This window comes from Pantoea stewartii subsp. stewartii, assembly GCF_008801695.1.
Classification (GTDB): Bacteria; Pseudomonadota; Gammaproteobacteria; order Enterobacterales; family Enterobacteriaceae; genus Pantoea; species Pantoea stewartii.
This window is the reverse complement of the sequence record NZ_VZPF01000016.1, coordinates 21100-44251: the sequence shown is the minus strand read 5'-3', so window position 1 is coordinate 44251 and position 23152 is coordinate 21100. Positions and strand designations below refer to the sequence as shown.

Sequence of the window (23152 nt, the reverse complement as noted above, 5' to 3'; positions counted from 1 at the left end):
AGTGTGCTGTGGCACGGTGTTAAGGGCGACACAGCGCCTCTTTTTTCCCTGTTCGTTCCGTCACGCAGCTTAGTTGCGCCTTAGCTTTGCGCCAGTGAAGCAGGAAACCTTCTCAGTGTCCGGGCAAGCCGCCCCGTCCGCCAGTGCCCGTTCACGGGCAACCCTTCCTTATTATCTGACCGGCGGCCCCGACGGGCACCGCACTTTACGCGCTTCAGAACCCGCTGCAATATCGCCCACAGGCAGAAGCACTGACGGCAGACCGCTAGCGTTTAGGCACCGGCGGGGCAAACTGCAGCGCGCCTGCGATACAGTTCCAGGCATTGATCGGGGCAACAGCCGAGGTAAGAAACGCGATTTCCTGTTTATCGAAGACGCGGCTGACCTCAGCATACACCGCATCAGAAACCGGCTGCTGCGCCATTAAGGTCAGGGCCTCTGTCCAGGCCAGCGCCGCACATTCCCGCTCCGAATAGATACCGGCTTCGCGCCATACTGCGACCAGATCCATTTTTACCGGGCTCAAATCGGTCTTACGCGCCAGATTGAGATGGTACTGGAGGCAAAAAGCGCACGCATTCAGCTGTGAAGCGCGCAGTTTGATCAGCTCAGTGAGCGATTTTTCCAGCCCGGAATCGTCAACGGCTTTGCCCAGCATCGCTAAGGCTGCCACCACATCGGGTGCGGTATGTTCGAACGAAGACCAGTCGCTGCGACGGTGATTAAGTGATGTCACGATATACCTCATCTGTTAATATAAGAATTCGAACAACAATATATGGAACTCTTATATTATGCGCAAGTCAGATCTGCAGAGCACCACCATCCCCGAACCCGGTGAAGGAAAACGCGGTGAGTCAGGCCATATTGGTTATCTGCTGCGGCAGGCCCATGCGGCTCATAAAATCAGAATGGAAAATGCGCTGAAGGATAAAGGCGTCACGTTGCCGCAATTTTCGGTGCTGACCATGCTTGCGGCCTATCCCGGCGCATCGGGTGCCGACCTTGCGCGTCTGTCGCTGCTGACGCCACAGACGATGAGCGTCATTGTGGCGAATCTGGAGCGGGCCGGAATGATTTGTCGTCGTCCGCATGCGGTGCACGGCAGAATTCAGGTGATTGAGATTGCTGACGCCGGGCGTGAGGTTCTCGCGCAGTGCAAAGTAGCGGTTCAGTCGGTTGAGGCCAGCCTGCTTTCGGGTGTCACGCCTGAGGATGAAAAGGTGATTCGGCGCTGGCTGGTCAGCGTGGCAGTGGGAGAATAAACCGTTAAAAAAGACCACGGGCTGGTCATCTGAAAGGCTTCGCGGCGTTCACTTTTGCTACACAGAATCTGTACCATCCCGGTCGTTTTACGCTACACTTAAACCTCTACAAGTTTTCGGAGGTTGTACAAGTATGAGCGAAAAAATTCCCGTTGGGATCAGCGCTTGCCTGCTTGGTGAGAGCGTCAGATTTGATGGCGGCCACAAGCGGCTCGCGTTCGCCACTGAGCAACTGACGCCTTTTGTTCGTTTCGAACCCGTTTGCCCTGAAATGGCGATTGGGCTGCCCACGCCGCGCCCGGCGCTGCGCTTAGTTAAGCAGAGCGACGACGATGAACTGCACCTTTGCTTCAGCAAAGAGGGCGGCGATGACATCACCGATAAGATGCGCGACTGGTCCGAAAAACGCGTGAAATCGCTGCATCACCTGTGCGGCTACATACTGTGTGCAAAATCACCCAGTTGCGGGATGGAGCGCGTGCGTATCTACGAGCCCGCTACCAATAATAACCGTAAAGCGGGAACCGGTATATTTACCCGTTTTCTGCAACGTGAAATGCCCTGGTTACCGCTCGAAGAAGACGGGCGTCTGAACGATCCGACATTACGTGAAAACTTTATCGGCCGGATTTGCGCGCTGCACGAGTTTCATGAAATGTGGAAAAAGGGGCTGACCCGTCATGGCCTGATTGCCTTCCACAGCCAGTATAAATTGTTACTGCTGGCGCATTCGCAAAAAAAATACCGTGAACTGGGCCCCTTTGTTGCCTCGATGAACCAGTGGGAGTCACTGGAGGCGTTTGCCTTCGAGTACCGCAACCGCCTTATGGATCTGATGTCACAACCGGCCTCGCGCACTAACCACACCAATGTGTTGATGCATGTTCAGGGTTATTTCCGCAGTCAACTGAGTTCGCCGCAACGTAGAGAACTGACGTCACTGATTGATTGTTACCGTCAGGGCACGCAACCGTTACTGGCGCCGATTACGATTCTTAAGCACTACATGGCTGAATATCCTCATCCGTGGCTGACGCAGCAGCGCTACTTCGATCCTTACCCGGAAGCGCTGCGCCTGCGCTACGGACAATGAGTCGGGAGCATGATGACGACCCATCTTGTCTGGTTCCGTAATGACCTGCGCATCAATGATAACCTTGCGCTGCATGCCGCCTGCAGCAAGTCAGATGCCCGTGTCATAGCACTGTTTATTGCCACGCCGGGACAGTGGCAGCAACACGATATGGCCCCCCGGCAGGCCGCGTTTATTCACCAGAATCTCTGCAGCCTGCAGGCATCACTGGCCGAAAAAGGCATCCCGCTGCATGTTCATCAGTATGATGATTTCGCTGCCAGCGTGGATTTTCTCGTCACGTTTTGTGAACAGCAAAACGTTGATCAACTGTTTTATAACTACCAGTACGAATTTAACGAACGTCAGCGCGATGCGCAGGCGGAAAAGCGGTTAGATGAAGCGGACGTGATCTGTCAGGGGTTTGATGACAGCGTACTTTTGTCGCCCGGCAGTATCCAGACCGGCGATGGTGAGATGTACAAAGTGTTTACTCCGTTCAGAAAAGCCTTTATTCGTCGCCTGCAGCAGGGGTTGCCTGAGTGTGTCCCGGCGCCTAAAGCCCGGGATGGCGCGCCCCTGAACACACCAGAAGCGATTTCGCCGTTTGATTACGACCATGCTGAGGTTGATGATGCGCTGTTTCCGGCCGGTGAACAGGCGGCGATTAAGCGGCTACGTGCGTTTGCGCAACATGCCGTGCTGGATTACCCAAAGCAGCGTGACCTGCCTGCGCGCGACAGCACCAGCCGGTTATCGGCTTACCTGACCATCGGCGTGCTTTCACCGCGCCAGTGTCTGCATCGGGTGTTGCATGAACATCCGGGGGCGCTGGAAGGCAGCCCGGCGGCCGTCTGGATCAATGAACTCATCTGGCGTGAGTTCTATCGCCATCTCATCGTTGCGTTTCCCCGACTGTGTAAGCATCAGCCTTTTGTCCACTGGACGCGTCATGTCGCGTGGCAACGAAACGAGGCGCATTTTGACGCCTGGAAAGCCGGGAAAACCGGTTATCCCATCGTCGATGCCGCCATGCGACAGATGCTGCAGACCGGCTGGATGCATAACCGGCTTCGCATGATCACGGCCAGTTTTCTGGTAAAGGATCTGTTAATCGACTGGCGCCAAGGCGAGCGCTATTTCATGCAGCAGCTTATCGATGGCGACCTGGCCGCCAATAACGGCGGCTGGCAGTGGGCGGCGTCCACGGGGACCGATGCCGCACCGTATTTCCGCATTTTTAACCCTACGACGCAAAGTGAGCGTTTCGATGAACAGGGTGATTTTATTCGTCACTACCTGCCCGAACTGAAAGACGTGCCGGACAGTGCGATTCATCAGCCGCACGAATGGGCGCGGAAAAACAACAAGACACTCGATTATCCAACACCGATCGTGGAACATAAGGACGCACGTAAAAAGACACTCGACGCCTTCGAGCGCGCAAAAAATGCGGCCTGAGGTGGCAAGGAGCAGAAATGAATCACTATGCGTTAGAAAAAATCGTTAACGATCAGCTGGCAACCCATACCTTCAGCGATTATGCGCCAAACGGGCTACAGGTCGAAGGCCGACCTGAAGTGAAAACGATCGTTACCGGCGTGACCGCCTGCCAGGCGCTGCTGGATGAAGCGGTGGCGCGCAAAGCCGATGCGGTGCTGGTACATCACGGTTATTTCTGGAAAAGTGAACCGGCGGTGATTAAAGGCATGAAACGTCAGCGTCTGCGCACGCTACTGGCAAACGATATTAACCTCTACGGCTGGCACCTGCCGCTGGATGCGCACCCTGAGCTGGGCAATAACGCGCAGTTGGCTAAGCTGCTGGGTATTAACGTGATGGGCGAGATTATGCCGCTGGTACCCTGGGGCGGACTGACTCAGCCTGTGAGCGGCCATGCGTTGGCACAGCGTATTACTGATGTGCTGGGACGGGAGCCGCTTCACTGTGGTGATAATGCGCCAGCAGCGATCCGTCGTGTTGCCTGGTGCAGTGGCGGCGGTCAGGGATTTATAGATAATGCGGCCGCCTTTGGCGTAGATGCCTTTATTACGGGCGAGGTCTCTGAGCAAACCATTCACAGCGCCCGTGAACAAGGCCTGCACTTTTTCGCCGCAGGCCACCATGCCACCGAACGCGCGGGTATTCGGGCGTTGGGTGAATGGCTGGCGGAGCATCATGGCCTGGATGTCACGTTTATTGATATTCCCAATCCCGCCTGATCCCCCTGGGTTCTGCCATCTGCGCAGAACCCAAACCTGTTGACACATTACCGTCACTTTCGCATAACTACCTTCCTGGGTTGTAAAACACATTTGGCTTTTGCGCGCCAGAATCCTGTCTGAGCGCCGCAAAGCTGTTTACCAGGAGGTACGTGTTGCAAAAAACACGATGCTATATGCTGGGCGAGCGCGCGGTGGTACTGGAGTTGTCTCCGCCCGTTTCGCTGGCCAGTCAGCAGCGAATCTGGCATCTGTGCCAGCGTTTGCAGTCACACGACGCGACCCGGGAAGTGATTCCCGGCATGAACAACCTGACGCTGCTGTTACGGGAGCCGCCCAGAGATGCCCGACAGGCGACGGCGCAACTTGAACAGTGGTGGCAGGAAAGTGAGGCGCAGGACACAGAGTCGCGCCTTGTGACCATACCGGTCATCTATGGGGGCGAGGCGGGGCCGGATTTGCGTCAGGTGGCCGACCACGCCGGCATGACGGAAAAGCAGGTCGTCGCGTTACACAGCAGCACGGATTACGCGGTTTTCTTTATTGGTTTTCAGCCCGGCTTTCCTTACCTGGCCGGCCTGGATGCGCGCCTGCATATGCCGCGCCGCGCCGAACCGCGCGTTGCGGTTCCGGCTGGATCGGTGGGCATCGGCGGCAGCCAGACCGGTGTTTATCCGCTGGTCTCACCAGGCGGCTGGCAGTTGATTGGCAGGACGCAGGTCGCGCTTTTCACATCCAGCCAGCAGCCGCCAACCTTACTTCGTCCGGGTGACAATGTCCGGTTTGTGCCGCAAAAGGAAGGGATATGTTAAACATTCTTCGCGCGGGTCTGGCAACCAGCATTCAGGATTTCGGACGCTATCACTGGCGACAGTATGGCATCGGCGTCAGTGGTGTCCTGGATCAACCCGCCATGATCACAGCCAATCTGCTGGCAGGCAATCCGCCGGGCAGCGCCGTGCTGGAAATTGTCCTCGGACAGTTCAAAGCGGAATTCCGTCGGGATGGGTGGTTTGCACTAACGGGAGCGGGTTGTCAGGCCGAACTGGATGGCAAGCCTGTCTGGACAGGCTGGCGTTTACCGGTAAAAAAAGGGCAGGTCCTGGTGTTGAAGAAACCGATTCACGGCATGCGCAGCTACCTGGCTGTGCACGGTGGATTCGCTATTCCGCCAGTGCTGGGCTCATGCAGCACCGACATTAAGGCCGGTTTTGGCGGCTTTGAGGGGCGGACGCTGCAGGACGGCGACGGCATTCCGCTGGGCAAACCGCAACAGCACTTCACGAGCAAAAAAGGCGTGCGCCAGTTGCTCTGGGGTAATCGTATTCGGGCGTTACCCGGACCGGAATACCACGAATTCAGCGAAGCGTCACAACAGGCGTTCTGGCGAGCAGCCTGGAAGCTGAACCCTCAAAGTAATCGCATGGGCTACCGTTTGCAGGGCCCTGCTTTGCAACGCGACGTGCCGCGCGAGTTGTTATCGCATGGTCTGGTGCCCGGCGTCATTCAGGTGCCTGGAAACGGTCAGCCTATCGTCCTGCTGGCGGATGCACAGACCACCGGCGGCTATCCACGTATCGCCTGCGTCATTGAATGCGATCTTTATCATCTGGCGCAGATTCGCTTGGGCGAGCCGATTCATTTTATGCCCTGTACGCCCGAAGAGGCGCTGGCGGCAACGCGACAGCAGCAGCATGTATTGGGGCAAATGGCCTGGGGACTGGCAAATGAAAATTGATTTAAACGCCGATCTGGGCGAGGGGAGCAGCAGCGATCGTGCCCTGTTGCAGTTGGTGAGTTCCGCCAACATCGCCTGCGGCTTTCACGCAGGCGACGCGCAGATGATGTTGCAGGCCATTCGCTGGGCCAGCGAATTTGGCGTGGCGATTGGCGCGCATCCCAGCTTTCCCGATCGTGAAAACTTTGGCCGCAGTGCGATGCAACTGCCGCCGGAAACTGTCTATGCGCACATCATCTATCAGGTTGGTGCGCTCAAAAGTCTGGCGGAGAGCGAAGGGCAGTCGCTTGTTCACGTTAAGCCTCACGGTATGTTGTATAACCAGGCGGCGGCGGATGCCACGCTGGCCGAGGCGATTGCGCGAGCCGTCAAAGCCGTCGATGCCCGGCTGATCATGGTGGGGCTGGCTAACAGTGAGTTGATTCGCGCGGCGGCCCATCACGGCCTGAAAACCCGGGAGGAGGTGTTTGCCGATCGCGGCTATCTCAGCAGCGGCGCGCTGGTGCCCCGTGGCCAGCCCGGCGCATTGATTGAAGAGGAAGACCAGGCGATTCAGCAAACCCTGATGATGGTGCGACAGGGGCAGGTCATCAGTGTGACCGGTGAGGCGGTTCAGGTGAACGCAGAAACCGTCTGCCTGCATGGTGACGGGGCGCATGCACTGACGTTTGCGCAACGTCTGCGTGCCAGCTTTGCCAGCCATGCTATCACCGTCACCAGTCAATAAAAAAACGGCATAACCAGCCTGAACGTCTCGGGCTTACTATTTCACGAGGGGAAAAGTATGGACAGCGTAGTAAATCTCTGGCCGCTGCTGGGCATTGCTGCCATCGTCGTTGGCTTCGTTTTGCGTTTTAATCCGGTGCTGGTGGTCATTGTTTCAGGCTTCGTCACCGGTATCGCTGCCCTGATGCCGTTGGGCGATATTTTACAAAAGCTGGGTGAGGGATTTCTGAATACCCGCAACCTGCCGTTGATCCTGCTGCTGCCGCTGGCGGTTATTGGCTTACTGGAACGCCATGGTCTGAAACAGCGCGCGCAGGCGTGGATTGCCCAGATCAAAACGGCGACGGCGGGACGGTTGCTCATTGTCTATCTGTTTGTGCGTGAGGTGACTGCGGCCCTCGGGCTGACCAGTCTCGGCGGTCATCCGCAAATGGTGCGCCCGCTACTTGCGCCGATGGCCGAGGGGGCCAGCGAAAACCGCTACGGGGCCCTACCGCCCGAGGTCCGTCATCGCCTGCGTGCCATGTCCGCTGCCACCGACAACGTCGGGCTGTTCTTTGGCGAGGATATCTTTGTCGCCTTTGGCGCCATTATTTTTATGCATAATTTTATGCAGGAGTCCGCCGGTATCCAGACTGAGCCACTGCATATTGCCCTGTGGGGTATTCCCACGGCGCTCTCAGCCTTTCTGATTCATTCTGCCCGCCTGATCAGGCTGGACCGCCAGCTGGCACGAGAACTGCGCGTCATCAACAGCGAGGCCATGAAAGCCAAAGGAGAGCCGTCATGATTCAGCAACAGTATCTGATGTGGCTGGCTGGCCTGATTCTGCTGGTTGTCGCGGTTTTATCCTGGCGCGACAGCGCAAATCCGCGCCGTTTCACCACTGGCTTATTTTGGGGACTCTATGGCCTGATTTTTCTGGTGGGTGACTGGACAACCGCTCTGATGACCCAACTGATGGGCTCTGCCGAAAGCGGCACACGTACGTTGCAAATTAGCGTGGGCTTAGCGGTGGTTATCATGGGGAGCCTTGCCGGTTGTGGTGGGGTAAAAATGGGCCGCTATCACCAGCGCAGTGAGGCGGAAAAACAGGCCAGTGCCCAGCGTCTGGGCAACAAACTTTTCCTGCCAGCCCTGGCGATCCCCGTCGTGACAGTGATCGGTGTGTTAGCGTTTAATAACCTTCCCGGTCTGCAAACGTGGGTGTTCGGCGCGGGCAACCATTCCACCCTGATTACGCTGTTCTCCATGGCCGTAGGCTGTCTGCTGGGCTGGCTGATCGCCATGAAAATGACGCGTGAAACCCCAGTGCAGTCGATGCAGGAAACCCGACGTTTGCTGGACTGCATCGGCTGGGCGTTTCTCCTGCCGCAAATCCTGGCAACCCTGGGGCTACTGTTTACGGCCGCGGGCGTCGGTGGCGCGATCTCTCATCTCACCGAACATTATCTTGCCGTGGATAACCGCTTCATTGCGGTCACGGTTTACGCGGCAGGGATGGCGCTGCTCACCATGGTGATGGGGAATGCGTTCGCGGCGTTCCCGATTATTACCGCGGGCATCGGCATTCCCATTCTGGTGTTACAGCATGGCGGTAACCCGGCGGTCATGGCGGCAATCGGGATGTTTTCCGGCTACTGCGGTACGTTAATGACGCCGATGGCAGCAAACTTCAACATTGTGCCTGCTGCCTTGCTGGAGTTACCGGATCGCAACGCGGTCATCAAAGCTCAGGTGCCAACCGGTGTGCTACTGTTAATTGTTAACATTTTCTTACTCTACTTCCTGATGTTTTTGTGAGGCAGCATGAAAACGGTATTAATGACGGCATTTGAGCCCTTTGGCGGCGAATCCATTAATCCCTCCTGGCAGGCGGTCAGTGCCCTTGAAGGCCAGACTATTGCTGGCGCACGCATCGTGACGCGCCAGTTGCCCGTCGTATTCAGCGAGGTGCTGGACGTGCTGTATCAGGCGCTGGAAACGATCAGGCCCGATGCCGTTATCGCTGTCGGGCAGGCAGGCGGTCGCAGCGATATCACGGTAGAGCGAATTGGTATTAATGTGGATGATGCGCGCATCCCGGATAATGCGGGCAGGCAACCCGTGGACGAACCCATCGTTCAGGATGGCCCGGCCGGATATTTTTCACGCCTGCCGATCAAAGCCATTGTGGCCGCGGTGCGGGAAGCGGGCATTCCGGCATCGGTGTCGCAAACCGCAGGGACCTTTACCTGTAACCGGGTAATGTATGGCCTGTTGCACTGGCTTGAAAGCAACGGCAGCCCGGCACGGGGCGGTTTCATCCATATTCCCTACCTGCCTGAACAGGCGGTGCATCACCCAGGTGCACCCAGTATGACCGCCGCAACCGTTATTGAGGCGCTGAAAATTGCCGTACAAACGACCCTGACCACCGCTCAGGATGTGAAGGAAGTGGGTGGCGCAACGCATTAAGAGGACGAGTGATGCCTGAAGGACCGGAGATTCGCCGCGTGGCGGATCAGCTTGAAGTGGCCGTCGTCGGCCAGCCCCTGACCGACGTCTGGTTTGCGTTTCCAGAATTGAAGACCTATGAGCCCGCATTGCTGGGAGAACAGGTGGCGTCGATGGAGACGCGCGGTAAAGCGTTGCTGACCCATTTCAGTAACGGCCTGACGCTGTATTCGCACAATCAGCTGTACGGCGTCTGGCGCATCGTCCCGCCAGACATGCAGCCCGAGACAAAACGGCAGTTACGTGTGCGTCTCGCGACGGCCAATCAGGCGATATTGCTTTACAGCGCGTCGGATATTGAACTCCTGAATGCGGAAACGCTTGCCCGTCATCCGTTTCTCAACCGCATCGGGCCGGATGTACTGAATGCGGAGTTGACCGTAGACGCGGTCAGGGAACGGCTGTGCTCGCCGCGTTTCTGTCGCCGCCGGTTCAGCGGACTGTTACTGGATCAGGCTTTTCTGGCCGGACTGGGCAACTATTTACGTGCTGAGATCCTCTGGCTGGCCCAGTTGCTTCCCCGGCATAACGCACAGTCGCTGAGTGAGGCGCAACTGACGGCTTTCTGCGAAGCGCTGTTGTCTGTGCCGCGTCATGCCTATCGCATGCGCGGCACCATGAAAAAATACCACAGCGAAGCGGCATTTCGGTTTGAAGTGTTCCACCGCCAGGGCAAGACATGTCGCCGCTGCGGTGAAGTAATCGAAAAGGGCGTCCTGTCCGCCCGACCGTTTTACTGGTGCCCTGGCTGTCAGAGATAAAAACGCTGGCCTGTCCCGCCGTTGCACGCGGGCAATGTCACTCGTCAACGAAGGATATCGTCACCCGGTTTTCTTCACAGCATAAGGAATCATCATGACACCTGAGATTGTGACGGAAAGGCTGCGCTTAAAACCCCTGTCGCTAAAGGATGCCGATGCCATGCAGATCGCGTTTCCGCGCTGGGAAATTGTACGCTACCTGATCGATTCGGTGCCCTGGCCTTATCCCGAGGGCGGGGCACGAGACTATATTGCCAATGTCGCCTTACCGGCGGTCGCGGCCGGGACGGGCTGGTACTGGACATTGCGGCCTAAAACGGCGGAACAGCAACTGATTGGCGTTATTTGCCTGATGGAGACGCCGGATAATAACCGGGGCTTCTGGTTGGTACCGGAGTGGCAGGGGCAGGGCTATATGACAGAAGCCTGCCTGGCCGTGACGGATTACTGGTTTACCGATCTGAAAAAACCGCTGCTGAGAACGCCAAAAGCGGCACTGAATCAGCGATCTGTGAATATTTCTGTCAACAGTGGGATGCGCTGTATCCGCACCGAGAAAAAACAGTACGTTTCAGGCACACATGACTCGCAATTATGGGAAGTGACGCGAGAAGAATGGCAGGCCTTTCGGGCATCTCAAACGTCCGCCGTTCATCCTCTCACTAAGATTCGCTCACGCTGACCGGCGGCGTCAGTAAAAAAAAGCGGCGGTGCCCGTAAGGACACCACCGCTTTTCGCCTTACCGCCCGTTGCCGGACAGCTTATTTATCCAGCTTCGAGCTGAACTCGCGTTCGGTGTAACCGGTATACAGCTGACGCGGACGGGCAATTTTCATGCCTTCGTCGTGCATTTCTTTCCAGTGCGCGATCCAGCCAACGGTACGCGCCATGGCGAAAATCACGGTAAACATGGACGAAGGGATGCCCATGGCTTTCAGGATGATACCGGAGTAGAAATCCACGTTTGGATAGAGTTTGCGCTCGATGAAGTACGGGTCGTTCAGCGCAATGTGTTCCAGTTCCAGCGCCACTTCCAGCAGATCGTCTTTCATGCCCAGTTCGTTCAGCACTTCATGGCAGGTTTCACGCATAACGGTCGCGCGCGGGTCATAGTTTTTATAAACACGGTGACCAAAGCCCATCAGGCGGAAAGAGTCATTTTTGTCTTTAGCACGGCGCACAAACTCAGGAATGTGCTCGACGGTGCTGATCTCTTCCAGCATACGCAGACAGGCTTCGTTCGCGCCGCCGTGTGCGGGTCCCCACAGGGAGGCAATACCGGCCGCGATACAGGCAAACGGGTTAGCGCCTGACGAGCCAGCGGTACGTACGGTAGAGGTCGAGGCGTTCTGTTCATGATCGGCGTGCAGAATCAGAATGCGATCCATGGCGCGTTCAAGCACAGGGTTAACCTTGTATTCTTCACACGGTGTTGCAAACATCATGTGCAGGAAGTTACCGGCATAGGAGAGGTCGTTACGGGGATAGACGAACGGCTGACCGATTGAATACTTGTAACACATCGCTGCCATGGTAGGCATTTTCGACAGCAGACGGAAAGCGGCGATTTCACGGTGGCGCTCGATGTTTACATCCAGCGAATCGTGATAAAACGCAGCCAGTGCGCCGGTCACGCCGCACATCACCGCCATCGGGTGTGAATCACGACGGAAACCGTGGAACAGACGGGTAATCTGCTCATGAATCATCGTGTGGCGCGTAACCGTTTGTTTAAACTCTTCAAACTGGGCTTTCGTGGGGGCTTCACCATTTAACAGGATGTAGCACACTTCCAGGTAGTTAGAGTGGGTAGCCAGTTGGTCAATAGGGAAGCCGCGGTGAAGCAGAATGCCTTCATCACCATCGATAAAGGTGATTTTTGATTCGCAGGACGCTGTAGACGTGAAACCAGGATCGAAGGTAAACAGGCCGTTGGAACCCAGTTGACGGACATCGACGACATCCTGGCCCAGCGTGCCTTGCAGTACACCCAGTTCAATGGACGTTTCATCTGATAGGGTTAGCGTCACTTTTTTATCTGTCATTTTCGTCTCCATAGCGCCTTAGGCAGGTAAGGATCTTTCGACACCTGAAACGCGTGCATGTTGCAATTTGGCAGTACTTCACGGTGTCACTCTGCATTATAAGCAGTGAAGGGTACAGAGTGAGAGGCGCGTTCCACTGGAAATGTAAAGCCGTGACATGTGCATATCGCGGTTGTTAAAGATCCGGTCAGGACATAACTTCTTTGTAACCAATAACCTGATGGTATTTAAAGCGGTTACCGACAATGTTACATAACTTCAGCTTAGGAGAAAGTGTATCCCCATAACTTTTGTGCATCATAGGATTTTATCGGACTAGTTTGTAACTGAATTGTTGAACTATTGTCAAATCAGATAATTAAATTTGTATGAATTGTGAAAAACGTGAGTGGGATCACTGTTCCATCGAAAATTCTCCAAAGAGTTTGTAGGGGAATTGTAATCAGAATGTGATCGTCCTATACTTCCGGCCAGGTCTCCGGAACACCCTGACACCAGGAGCCACCCAGCGTTTGTACCACGTCATTTAACACTGGATGTTGCTATTTTGGTGACGGATTAAGACTGAACCTTTTTTTCGGGTTTGGGCCTGTCTTCCGGAGGAAGCAAAATAAAAAAGAGCTGTGTGGGCAAAACCGTGAAAAAACAAAGACCTGTCAACTTGGATCTCTCGACGATCCGGTTTCCCGTTACTGCAATATCGTCCATTCTCCACCGTGTCTCCGGCGTCATCACTCTGGTTGCTCTCGGCATCCTGTTGTGGCTTCTCGGTCTTTCTCTCTCCTCTCCTGAAGGTTTTCAGCACGCGGCATCTATCATGAGCGGCTTCTTTGTGAAGTTTATCATGTGGGGCATTCTGACCGCGTTGGCCTATCATACGGTGGGCGGGATACGTCATATGTTAATGGATTTTGGTTATCTGGCGGAAACGCTCGAAGCAGGTAAGCGTTCTGCGCAGGTGACATTTGGTATTACTGTCGTGCTTTCAATCTTAGCAGGAGTCCTCGTATGGTAAGCAATGCATCCGCGTTGGGTCGCAATGGCATTCAGGACTGGCTGTTGCTGCGCGCGTCGGCAATCCTTATTACGCTTTACATCATCTACATGCTCGGTTTCGTGGTGATGACAGACACGCTGACGTATGACATCTGGCGTGGCTTCTTTGCCTCAGCATTTACAAAAGTGTTCACGCTCCTGACGCTGTTTTCCATCCTGATCCACGGCTGGATTGGTATGTGGCAGGTCTTAACGGACTACGTGAAATCGCTGGCGGCGCGTTTGCTGTTACAGCTGGTTATCGTGGTGGCACTGTTGTCATATGCAATTTATGGGTTTGTTGTGGTGTGGGGTGTGTAAATGAAGTTACCAGTCAGAGAATTTGATGCCGTGGTGATCGGCGCAGGTGGCGCGGGTATGCGCGCGGCACTGCAAATCTCCCAGTCGGGCCAGACGTGCGCCCTGCTGTCCAAAGTGTTCCCAACCCGTTCTCATACGGTATCCGCGCAGGGCGGTATTACCGTTGCGCTGGGCAATACCCATGACGATAACTGGGAATGGCATATGTATGACACCGTCAAAGGCTCCGACTATATCGGCGACCAGGACGCGATTGAATACATGTGCCACGTCGGTCCGGAAGCGATTCTGGAACTGGAACACATGGGCTTACCTTTCTCCCGTCTTGATGACGGCCGCGTTTATCAGCGTCCGTTTGGTGGTCAGTCAAAAAACTTCGGTGGTGAGCAGGCGGCGCGTACTGCCGCGGCAGCTGACCGTACTGGCCATGCCCTGCTGCATACGCTGTATCAGCAGAACCTGAAAAACAAAACCACCATCTTCTCCGAATGGTATGCACTGGATCTGGTCAAGAATGACGACGATGCGATTGTGGGTTGTACCGCTATATGCATGGAAACCGGTGAAACCGTCTACTTCAAAGCCAAGGCGACCATTCTGGCGACCGGTGGTGCAGGACGTATCTATCAGTCGACGACCAATGCCCACATTAACACTGGCGACGGTGTTGGCATGGCGCTGCGCGCAGGTGTACCGGTGCAGGACATGGAAATGTGGCAGTTCCACCCAACCGGTATCGCAGGTGCGGGTGTGCTGGTCACCGAGGGCTGCCGCGGTGAAGGCGGCTATCTGCTGAACAAACACGGTGAACGCTTCATGGAGCGCTATGCGCCAAACGCCAAAGACCTGGCAGGTCGTGACGTGGTGGCCCGTTCTATGATGGTGGAAATTCGTGAAGGCCGAGGCTGTGATGGTCCATGGGGCCCGCACATCAAGCTGAAACTTGACCATCTGGGTGCCGAAGTGCTGGAGTCACGTCTGCCGGGAATCCTGGAACTGTCCCGTACCTTTGCGCACGTTGACCCGATTAAAGAGCCGATTCCTGTTATCCCAACCTGTCACTACATGATGGGCGGCGTACCGACCAAAGTGACCGGCCAGGCGCTGCGCGTGAATGCGCAGGGCGAAGATGAAGTGATTCCGGGCCTGTTCGCTGTGGGTGAAATCGCCTGCGTATCTGTTCACGGCGCGAACCGTCTGGGCGGAAACTCATTGCTGGACCTGGTGGTCTTTGGTCGCGCGGCGGGTGTTCATCTGCTTGAATGTCTGGAAGAGCAGGGTGAACTGCGCGAAGCCAGTCAGGAAAACATCGATGCTGCCATGGCGCGCTTCAATCGCTGGGAGAACAACACCACGGGTGAAGATCCGGTTGAAATCCGTAAAGCGTTGCAACGCTGCATGCAGAACAACTTCTCGGTCTTCCGCGAAGGTGATGCCATGCGTGAAGGTCTTGAAGAGCTGAAAGTGATTCGTGAGCGCCTGAAGTCTGCGCGTCTGGATGACCGTTCACCCGACTTCAATACACAGCGTATCGAGTGCCTTGAGCTGGATAACCTGATGGAAACCGCCTATGCCACAGCGGTTGCGGCTAACTTCCGTACAGAAAGCCGTGGTGCACACAGCCGCTTCGACTATCCGGAACGTGATGATGCGAACTGGCTGTGCCATAGCCTCTATGTTCCGCAAACGGAAAGCATGACGCGCCGTGAGGTGAACATGCAACCGAAACTGCGTGCGGCCTTCCCGCCAAAAGCGCGTACCTATTAATTGCGGAGATCATCATGAGACTAGAATTTTCGATCTATCGTTATAACCCGGACGTCGATGATAAACCGCGCATGCAGGATTACAGCCTGGAAGCGGAAGATGGCCGTGACATGATGCTGCTGGACGCGTTGATCCGTTTAAAAGAAAAGGATCCTACGCTGGCTTTCCGTCGCTCGTGCCGTGAAGGCGTGTGCGGATCAGATGGCCTGAACATGAACGGTAAAAACGGCCTGGCCTGCATTACGCCGGTTTCCGCCTTAGGCAACGGTAAGCAGAAGATTGTGATTCGTCCTCTGCCTGGCCTGCCTGTGGTGCGCGACCTCGTGGTAGACATGAGTCAGTTTTATACTCAGTATGAGAAAATTAAGCCTTTCTTGTTAAACAACGGTGAAAACCCACCTGCGCGTGAGCATCTGCAGACGCCGGGCGAGCGTGAGCATCTGGACGGCCTGTATGAGTGTATTCTCTGCGCCTGTTGCTCAACCTCATGCCCGTCGTTCTGGTGGAATCCCGATAAGTTCATCGGGCCTGCGGGTCTGCTGGCGGCATACCGCTTCATTATTGACAGTCGCGACACCGAAACCGATGCGCGTCTGGATAATCTGAGCGATGCATTCAGCGTGTTCCGCTGCCACAGCATCATGAACTGTGTCAGCGTGTGTCCTAAAGGTCTTAACCCCACGCGCGCCATCGGCCATATCAAGTCGATGCTGCTGCAACGTGGGGCATAGTGATACAGCCGGGAACCTCAGGTTCCCGGTGTTTTACGGAAGCCTCTTTAAACGCGGTTCCGACCACGTTTACAAAGGTTCCCTTACGGGCCGGGCGCGCGCTGCGCACAGTGCTCGTATCGCTGAACTCACTACGGCAAACCGCGAAAGCGGCAACAAATGAAACCTCAATAAAGCATAACATTGCTTAAGGGATCACAATGCAGAACAGCGCGATGAAGCCCTGGCTGGACTCCTCCTGGCTGGCCGGCGCGAATCAGTCTTACATAGAGCAACTCTATGAGGATTTCCTGACCGATCCTGACTCTGTGGATGCAGTGTGGCGCTCGATGTTCCAACAGTTACCAGGCACGGGAGTGAAACCCGAGCAGTTCCACTCCGCGACCCGCGAATATTTCCGTCGCCTGGCGAAAGACGCATCTCGTTACACCTCCTCAGTCACCGATCCGGCAACCAACTCCAAGCAAGTGAAAGTGCTGCAACTGATCAACGCGTTTCGTTTTCGCGGCCATCAGGAAGCAAACCTGGATCCGCTTGGCCTGTGGAAACAGGACCGTGTTGCCGATCTCGACCCTGCTTTTCACGATCTGACCGACGCCGATTTTCAGGAAAGCTTTAACGTAGGTTCTTTTGCTATTGGCAAAGAAACCATGAAGCTGGCCGATCTGTTCGAGGCGCTGAAGCAGACTTACTGTGGTTCGATTGGTGCAGAGTACATGCACATCAACAACACCGAAGAGAAACGCTGGATTCAGCAGCGTCTCGAATCCGGTGCTGGCCACTGTTCGTTCAGCGGTGAAGAGAAAAAAGGTTTCCTGAAAGAGCTGACTGCGGCAGAAGGCCTTGAAAAATATCTGGGCGCAAAATTCCCGGGTGCCAAACGCTTCTCGCTGGAAGGCGGTGATGCACTGGTGCCTATGCTGCGTGAGATGATTCGTCATGCAGGTAAAAGCGGCACCCGCGAAGTGGTGCTGGGGATGGCGCACCGTGGCCGTCTCAACGTTCTGATTAACGTGCTGGGTAAAAAGCCACAGGATCTGTTCGACGAGTTCTCAGGCAAACATAAAGAACACCTGGGCACCGGTGATGTGAAATATCACATGGGCTTCTCATCGGATATCGAAACCGAAGGCGGTCTGGTACACCTGGCGCTGGCCTTTAACCCGTCTCACCTGGAAATTGTCAGCCCGGTGGTCATGGGGTCGGTGCGTGCCCGTCTGGATCGTCTGGCTGAACCGGTCAGCAACAAAGTGCTGCCCATCACTATTCACGGTGATGCGGCGGTCATTGGTCAGGGCGTGGTGCAGGAAACCCTGAACATGTCTCAGGCCCGCGGCTATGAAGTCGGTGGCACCGTGCGTATCGTGATCAACAACCAGGTGGGTTTCACCACCTCGAATCCGAAAGACGCGCGTTCTACACCGTACTGTACTGACATTGGTAAAATGGTGCTGGCACCGATTTTCCACGTCAATGCGGACGATCCGGAAGCGGTGGCCTTTGTGACCCGACTGGCGCTGGACTATCGCAATACCTTTAAACGCGATGTGTTTATCGATTTGGTGTGCTATCGCCGCCATGGTCACAACGAAGCGGATGAGCCAAGCGCCACGCAGCCGTTGATGTACCAGAAAATCAAAAAGCATCCCACACCGCGTAAAATCTACGCCGATCGTCTGGAAAGCGAAGGTGTCGCGTCGCAGGAAGATGCCACCGAGATGGTCAATCTGTACCGTGATGCGCTGGATGCCGGCGAATGCGTGGTGCCAGAATGGCGTCCGATGAGCCTGCACTCCTTCACGTGGTCACCGTATCTGAATCACGAGTGGGATGAACCCTATCCGGCTCAGGTGGACATGAAGCGTCTGAAGGAGCTGGCGCTGCGTATCAGCCAGATCCCTGAAGAGATTGAAGTCCAGTCTCGCGTCGCCAAGATCTATAATGATCGTAAGCTAATGGCCGAAGGCGAGAAAGCGTTTGACTGGGGCGGGGCTGAAAATCTGGCGTACGCCACGCTGGTCGATGAAGGCATTCCGGTACGTTTGTCGGGTGAAGACTCCGGCCGTGGCACCTTCTTCCACCGTCATGCCGTAATCCACAATCAGACCAACGGTTCAACCTACACGCCACTACACCATATTCATAACAGTCAAGGTGAATTCAAAGTCTGGGACTCCGTCCTGTCTGAAGAAGCCGTGCTGGCCTTTGAATACGGTTATGCCACCGCAGAGCCGCGCGTGCTGACCATTTGGGAAGCGCAGTTCGGCGATTTTGCTAACGGTGCGCAGGTGGTGATTGACCAGTTCATCAGCTCCGGCGAGCAAAAATGGGGCCGTATGTGTGGCCTGGTGATGCTGCTGCCACACGGCTATGAAGGTCAGGGCCCTGAGCACTCCTCCGCCCGTCTGGAACGTTATCTGCAGCTCTGCGCTGAGCAGAACATGCAGGTCTGCGTACCCTCAACACCGGCTCAGGTTTACCACATGCTGCGTCGTCAGGCGCTGCGCGGTATGCGCCGTCCGCTGGTAGTGATGTCACCGAAGTCGCTGTTGCGTCATCCTCTGGCGATTTCCTCGCTGGATGAACTGGCAAACGGCAGCTTCCAGCCAGCGATTGGCGAAATTGACGATCTGGATCCGCAAGGCATCAAGCGCGTCGTGCTGTGCTCCGGTAAGGTCTACTACGATCTGCTGGAACAGCGTCGTAAAGACGAAAAAACCGATGTCGCTATCGTGCGTATCGAACAACTTTACCCGTTCCCGCATCAGGCGGTACAGGAAGCGTTAAAAGCGTATTCCCACGTACAGGATTTTGTCTGGTGTCAGGAAGAGCCACTGAACCAGGGTGCCTGGTACTGTAGCCAGCACCATTTCCGTGATGTGGTACCGTTTGGTGCAACGCTGCGTTATGCAGGTCGCCCGGCATCGGCTTCACCGGCCGTGGGTTATATGTCCGTACATCAACAACAGCAGCAAGACCTGGTTAATGACGCACTGAACGTCAATTAATTAAAAGGAAAGATAATGAGTAGCGTAGATATTCTCGTTCCCGACCTGCCTGAATCGGTTGCAGATGCCACAGTAGCAACCTGGCACAAGAAACCAGGCGATGCAGTCAGTCGCGATGAAGTCATCGTCGAAATTGAAACCGACAAAGTGGTTCTGGAAGTGCCGGCGTCTGCGGACGGCGTGCTGGAAGCCGTACTGGAAGAGGAAGGGGCAACCGTTACCTCTCGTCAGATTCTCGGCCGCCTGAAAGAAGGCAACAGCGCTGGCAAAGAAAGCAGTGCGAAAGTCGACAGCAACGAATCCACACCAGCCCAGCGTCAGACCGCTTCTCTGGAAGAAGAGAGCAACGATGCGCTGAGCCCGGCGATTCGTCGTCTGATTGCCGAACACAACCTTGATGCCTCACAGATCAAAGGCACCGGCGTGGGTGGACGTTTAACGCGCGAAGATGTTGAAAAACATCTGGCGAACAAACCGCAGGCAGACAAAGCCGCGGCACCGGCATCTGACGCGCAGCCTGCCCAGCAGCCTGTGGCTAACCGCAGCGAAAAACGTGTGCCAATGACGCGCCTGCGTAAGCGCGTGGCGGAACGTCTGCTGGAAGCCAAGAACAGCACCGCCATGTTGACAACCTTCAACGAAATCAACATGAAGCCGATTATGGATCTGCGTAAGCAGTACGGCGAAGCGTTCGAGAAGCGTCACGGTGTGCGTCTGGGCTTTATGTCGTTCTACATTAAAGCCGTGGTGGAAGCGCTGAAGCGTTACCCTGAAGTCAACGCCTCAATTGATGGCGAAGACGTGGTTTACCACAACTACTTTGATGTCAGCATCGCCGTTTCTACCCCACGCGGCCTGGTGACCCCTGTTCTGCGTGATGTGGATGCGCTGAGCATGGCTGACATCGAGAAGAAAATTAAAGAACTGGCAGTAAAAGGCCGTGACGGCAAGCTGACGGTTGACGATCTGACGGGCGGTAACTTCACCATCACCAACGGTGGTGTGTTTGGTTCACTGATGTCAACGCCAATCATCAACCCGCCACAGAGCGCAATCCTGGGCATGCACGCCATTAAAGATCGTCCTATGGCGGTGAATGGTCAGGTTGTGATCCTGCCAATGATGTACCTGGCGCTCTCTTATGATCACCGTTTGATCGATGGTCGTGAATCTGTCGGCTATCTGGTCGCAGTGAAAGAGATGCTGGAAGATCCGGCGCGTCTGCTGCTGGATGTCTGATTCATCACTGGGCACGCGCTGCGTGCCCAACCTCAATACTCTTTTCAGATCTGAATGGATAGAACATCATGAACTTACACGAATACCAGGCTAAACAGCTGTTTGCACGGTATGGCATGCCAGCACCGACCGGCTACGCCTGTACTACACCACGTGAAGCAGAAGAAGCGGCATCGAAAATCGGTGCAGGCCCGTGGGTAGTTAAATGTCAGGTTCATGCCGGTGGCCGCGGTAAAGCGGGCGGTGTGAAGGTAGTTAACAGTAAAGAAGACATCCGTGCTTTCGCTGAAAACTGGCTGGGTAAACGTCTGGTGACCTACCAAACTGACGCCAATGGCCAGCCGGTAAACCAGATTCTGGTTGAAGCGGCGACCGACATCGATCAGGAGCTGTATCTGGGTGCCGTGGTAGACCGTGCAACGCGTCGCGTGATCTTCATGGCGTCAACCGAAGGTGGCGTGGAAATCGAGAAAGTGGCGGAAGAAACCCCGCACCTGATCCACAAAATGGCGCTTGATCCGCTGACCGGTCCTCAGCCTTATCAGGGCCGTGAGTTGGCGTTCAAACTGGGCCTGACCGGCAAGCAAGTCAGCCAGTTCACCAAAATTTTCATGGGTCTGGCGACCATGTTCCTGGAACGTGACCTGGCGATGGTTGAGATCAACCCGCTGGTCATCACCAAACAGGGCGATCTGATCTGTCTGGATGGCAAACTGGGTGCCGATGGCAATGCCCTGTTCCGTCAGCCAGAGCTGCGTGAAATGCGCGATCCAAGCCAGGAAGACCCACGTGAAGCACACGCAACGCAGTGGGAACTGAACTATGTTGCGCTGGAAGGCAACATCGGTTGTATGGTTAACGGCGCAGGCCTGGCGATGGGCACCATGGACATCGTTAAGCACCACGGCGGTCAGCCAGCAAACTTCCTGGATGTCGGAGGTGGCGCGACTAAAGAGCGCGTAACGGAAGCCTTCAAAATCATCCTGTCTGACGATGCCGTGAAAGCGGTTTTCGTTAACATCTTCGGCGGCATCGTGCGTTGCGACCTGATCGCAGACGGCATCATCGGTGCAGTGGCAGAAGTGGGTGTGAACGTACCGGTTGTGGTACGTCTGGAAGGTAACAACGCTGAGCTGGGCGCTAAGAAACTGGCGGACAGTGGTCTGAACATCATTGCAGCAACCAGTCTGACAGACGCGGCACAGCGTGTTGTTGCTGCTGCGGAGGGTAAATAATGTCCATTTTGATCGACAAAAACACCAAAGTCATTTGCCAGGGTTTCACCGGCGGACAAGGGACGTTCCACTCTGAGCAGGCGCTGGCTTACGGCACGCAGCTGGTCGGCGGTGTGACGCCAGGCAAAGGCGGCACCACTCATCTGGGCCTGCCGGTGTTTAACACCGTGCGTGAAGCGGTTGAAGCCACTGGCGCAACGGCAACCGTCATCTACGTTCCGGCTCCGTTCTGTAAAGACGGTATCCTGGAAGCGATCGATGCCGGCATCAAGCTGATCATCACCATCACCGAAGGCATCCCGACGCTGGATATGCTGACCGTGAAAATGAAGCTGGATGAAGCGGGCGTTCGCATGATCGGGCCAAACTGCCCGGGTGTGATCACCCCAGGCGAATGTAAGATCGGTATCATGCCGGGCCACATTCATCAGCCAGGCCGCGTCGGTATCGTATCGCGTTCAGGTACGCTGACGTATGAAGCCGTTAAGCAGACTACCGATATCGGTTACGGCCAGTCTACCTGTGTCGGTATTGGTGGTGACCCGATCCCGGGTTCTAACTTCATCGACATCCTGAAAATGTTCCAGGACGATCCACAGACTGAAGCGATCGTTATGATCGGTGAAATCGGGGGCAGCGCGGAAGAAGAAGCGGCTGCCTTTATCAAAGATCACGTGACCAAGCCGGTTGTGGGCTACATCGCAGGCGTGACCGCGCCGAAAGGCAAACGTATGGGCCATGCAGGCGCCATCATCGCCGGCGGTAAAGGTACGGCAGACGAGAAGTTTGCTGCACTGGAAGCGGCGGGCGTGAAAACCGTACGCAGCCTGGCTGACATCGGTGATGCTGTTAAAGCCGTTCTGCCAGCGAAGTAATCGCATCCACTGAAAAAGCCACCTTCGGGTGGCTTTTTTTATGGCTGGCAAAACATTGCCGCACAGCCACAAGGCCGGTCACGAACGTGGGTAGTGAAAAAAGGGCGCTGGCCGGACGGGCAGGGCGGATTGCAGGCAGGATGATTGCCTGTCACTCACTTAAAAAATACGCTGCCCTCAGGCCCGTTTTTAGATATTGAATAAGAACGTAAAATAACCATTAAATTAATTTAAGTATTGCCCCGTTTATTTGCTATGATGAATTCAGCCCACCGCATCGTCGTCGCGGATCGTTAAGTTATTAAAAAGGGAGCAAAGTTAAATTTCTTTATAATTAAAAATTAATAAGAGACAATTTTTTAACAAAGAACGCTTAAGAACATATTTCTATCTTTGCTTCATTATTCCAGATCAACTTCCCCTTATATATAACAAACTTTACCGCTAGCAAAGCCTACCGTTAAGCGCTTAAATTGCGCTGCATCAATCCAGCCTTTTAAAAAAATAAACAAACGTTTGTTCAAATACGGGAAAGCATCAATTTTTATTTATCCCCCGTTAAGCGTTTGAACCACGCCGCTGCGTTGATGTTTAACCAGGTTAGATTAACCGCTA

The 23152-nt window shown here is 55.2% G+C and carries 22 protein-coding genes; 20 read left to right on the top strand and 2 right to left on the bottom strand.

All coding sequences use genetic code 11. The features are described from left to right. Positions 1 to 265: 265 nt before the first annotated feature. Positions 266 to 736, bottom strand: coding sequence for a carboxymuconolactone decarboxylase family protein (locus tag F7Q90_RS06375; protein WP_006118438.1), 471 nt, complete (start codon positions 734 to 736; stop codon positions 266 to 268). Between the two features lie 58 nt (positions 737 to 794). On the opposite strand from F7Q90_RS06375, the gene F7Q90_RS06370 reads away from it, so the two are divergent. The 12 genes from F7Q90_RS06370 to F7Q90_RS06315 all read left to right on the top strand — a co-directional run bounded on the left by F7Q90_RS06370 (position 795) and on the right by F7Q90_RS06315 (position 10962). Then, on the top strand, positions 795 to 1265 hold the full coding sequence (locus tag F7Q90_RS06370) for a MarR family winged helix-turn-helix transcriptional regulator (protein WP_006118439.1): 471 nt from the start codon (positions 795 to 797) through the stop codon (positions 1263 to 1265). A gap of 133 nt (positions 1266 to 1398) precedes the next feature. Then, positions 1399 to 2358 carry a YbgA family protein gene (locus F7Q90_RS06365; protein ID WP_006118440.1) on the top strand — a complete coding sequence of 320 codons (960 nt, stop codon included), beginning with the start codon at positions 1399 to 1401 and terminating at the stop codon, positions 2356 to 2358. A 12-nt stretch (positions 2359 to 2370) separates the two neighbouring features. After that, positions 2371 to 3798 (top strand): deoxyribodipyrimidine photo-lyase, encoded by a 1428-nt coding sequence (phrB, locus tag F7Q90_RS06360; RefSeq protein WP_006118441.1) that lies wholly within the window; start codon positions 2371 to 2373, stop codon positions 3796 to 3798. A 17-nt stretch (positions 3799 to 3815) separates the two neighbouring features. Further along, positions 3816 to 4559 (top strand): type 2 GTP cyclohydrolase I, encoded by a 744-nt coding sequence (locus F7Q90_RS06355; protein ID WP_006118442.1) that lies wholly within the window; start codon positions 3816 to 3818, stop codon positions 4557 to 4559. A 155-nt stretch (positions 4560 to 4714) separates the two neighbouring features. Beyond that, positions 4715 to 5371: a 5-oxoprolinase subunit PxpB gene (pxpB, locus tag F7Q90_RS06350; RefSeq protein ID WP_006118443.1), complete on the top strand. Its 657-nt coding sequence runs from the start codon at positions 4715 to 4717 to the stop codon at positions 5369 to 5371. After that, a complete protein-coding gene (gene pxpC / locus F7Q90_RS06345) occupies positions 5365 to 6297 on the top strand; it encodes a 5-oxoprolinase subunit PxpC (protein ID WP_006118444.1) in 933 nt (310 codons plus the stop codon). Before pxpB ends, pxpC begins: the two co-directional genes overlap by 7 nt. Next, on the top strand, positions 6287 to 7024 hold the full coding sequence (gene pxpA / locus F7Q90_RS06340; RefSeq protein WP_006118445.1) for a 5-oxoprolinase subunit PxpA: 738 nt from the start codon (positions 6287 to 6289) through the stop codon (positions 7022 to 7024). Before pxpC ends, pxpA begins: the two co-directional genes overlap by 11 nt. Before the next feature lie 57 nt (positions 7025 to 7081). Further along, positions 7082 to 7813 carry a DUF969 domain-containing protein gene (locus F7Q90_RS06335; protein WP_006118446.1) on the top strand — a complete coding sequence of 244 codons (732 nt, stop codon included), beginning with the start codon at positions 7082 to 7084 and terminating at the stop codon, positions 7811 to 7813. After that, entirely contained in the window at positions 7810 to 8826 is a 1017-nt protein-coding gene (locus tag F7Q90_RS06330) for a DUF979 domain-containing protein (protein WP_006118447.1), read from the top strand. Before F7Q90_RS06335 ends, F7Q90_RS06330 begins: the two co-directional genes overlap by 4 nt. A gap of 6 nt (positions 8827 to 8832) precedes the next feature. Then, positions 8833 to 9480 carry a pyroglutamyl-peptidase I gene (pcp, locus tag F7Q90_RS06325; protein ID WP_006118448.1) on the top strand — a complete coding sequence of 216 codons (648 nt, stop codon included), beginning with the start codon at positions 8833 to 8835 and terminating at the stop codon, positions 9478 to 9480. 11 nt (positions 9481 to 9491) lie between these two features. Continuing rightward, the gene (gene nei, locus F7Q90_RS06320; RefSeq protein ID WP_006118449.1) at positions 9492 to 10280 is read left to right on the top strand and encodes an endonuclease VIII; all 789 of its coding nucleotides are present in this window, start codon (positions 9492 to 9494) and stop codon (positions 10278 to 10280) included. Positions 10281 to 10374: 94 nt separating this feature from the next. After that, complete coding sequence (locus tag F7Q90_RS06315) at positions 10375 to 10962, top strand: GNAT family N-acetyltransferase (protein WP_006118450.1); 588 nt, start codon at positions 10375 to 10377, stop codon at positions 10960 to 10962. 80 nt (positions 10963 to 11042) lie between these two features. On the opposite strand, the gene F7Q90_RS06310 is transcribed toward F7Q90_RS06315, so the two are convergent. Further along, on the bottom strand, positions 11043 to 12326 hold the full coding sequence (locus F7Q90_RS06310; protein ID WP_006118451.1) for a citrate synthase: 1284 nt from the start codon (positions 12324 to 12326) through the stop codon (positions 11043 to 11045). Positions 12327 to 12951: 625 nt separating this feature from the next. Here F7Q90_RS06310 and sdhC point away from each other — a divergent pair. From sdhC to sucD, 8 genes are all read left to right on the top strand, one after another. Further along, positions 12952 to 13341, top strand: coding sequence for a succinate dehydrogenase cytochrome b556 subunit (gene sdhC / locus F7Q90_RS06305; protein ID WP_033739345.1), 390 nt, complete (start codon positions 12952 to 12954; stop codon positions 13339 to 13341). Then, complete coding sequence (gene sdhD, locus F7Q90_RS06300) at positions 13335 to 13682, top strand: succinate dehydrogenase membrane anchor subunit (protein WP_006118453.1); 348 nt, start codon at positions 13335 to 13337, stop codon at positions 13680 to 13682. The genes sdhC and sdhD overlap by 7 nt, the downstream gene beginning before the upstream one ends. Continuing rightward, positions 13683 to 15449 (top strand): succinate dehydrogenase flavoprotein subunit, encoded by a 1767-nt coding sequence (sdhA, locus tag F7Q90_RS06295; RefSeq protein ID WP_006118454.1) that lies wholly within the window; start codon positions 13683 to 13685, stop codon positions 15447 to 15449. A 14-nt stretch (positions 15450 to 15463) separates the two neighbouring features. Then, positions 15464 to 16180: a succinate dehydrogenase iron-sulfur subunit gene (locus tag F7Q90_RS06290; RefSeq protein ID WP_006118455.1), complete on the top strand. Its 717-nt coding sequence runs from the start codon at positions 15464 to 15466 to the stop codon at positions 16178 to 16180. 200 nt (positions 16181 to 16380) lie between these two features. Continuing rightward, the gene (gene sucA / locus F7Q90_RS06285; RefSeq protein WP_006118456.1) at positions 16381 to 19188 is read left to right on the top strand and encodes a 2-oxoglutarate dehydrogenase E1 component; all 2808 of its coding nucleotides are present in this window, start codon (positions 16381 to 16383) and stop codon (positions 19186 to 19188) included. A 15-nt stretch (positions 19189 to 19203) separates the two neighbouring features. Beyond that, positions 19204 to 20427: a 2-oxoglutarate dehydrogenase complex dihydrolipoyllysine-residue succinyltransferase gene (gene odhB, locus F7Q90_RS06280; protein WP_006118457.1), complete on the top strand. Its 1224-nt coding sequence runs from the start codon at positions 19204 to 19206 to the stop codon at positions 20425 to 20427. Between the two features lie 68 nt (positions 20428 to 20495). Then, positions 20496 to 21662: an ADP-forming succinate--CoA ligase subunit beta gene (sucC, locus tag F7Q90_RS06275; protein ID WP_006118458.1), complete on the top strand. Its 1167-nt coding sequence runs from the start codon at positions 20496 to 20498 to the stop codon at positions 21660 to 21662. Continuing rightward, a complete protein-coding gene (gene sucD / locus F7Q90_RS06270) occupies positions 21662 to 22537 on the top strand; it encodes a succinate--CoA ligase subunit alpha (protein WP_006118459.1) in 876 nt (291 codons plus the stop codon). The genes sucC and sucD overlap by 1 nt, the downstream gene beginning before the upstream one ends. Positions 22538 to 23152 lie beyond the last annotated feature (615 nt).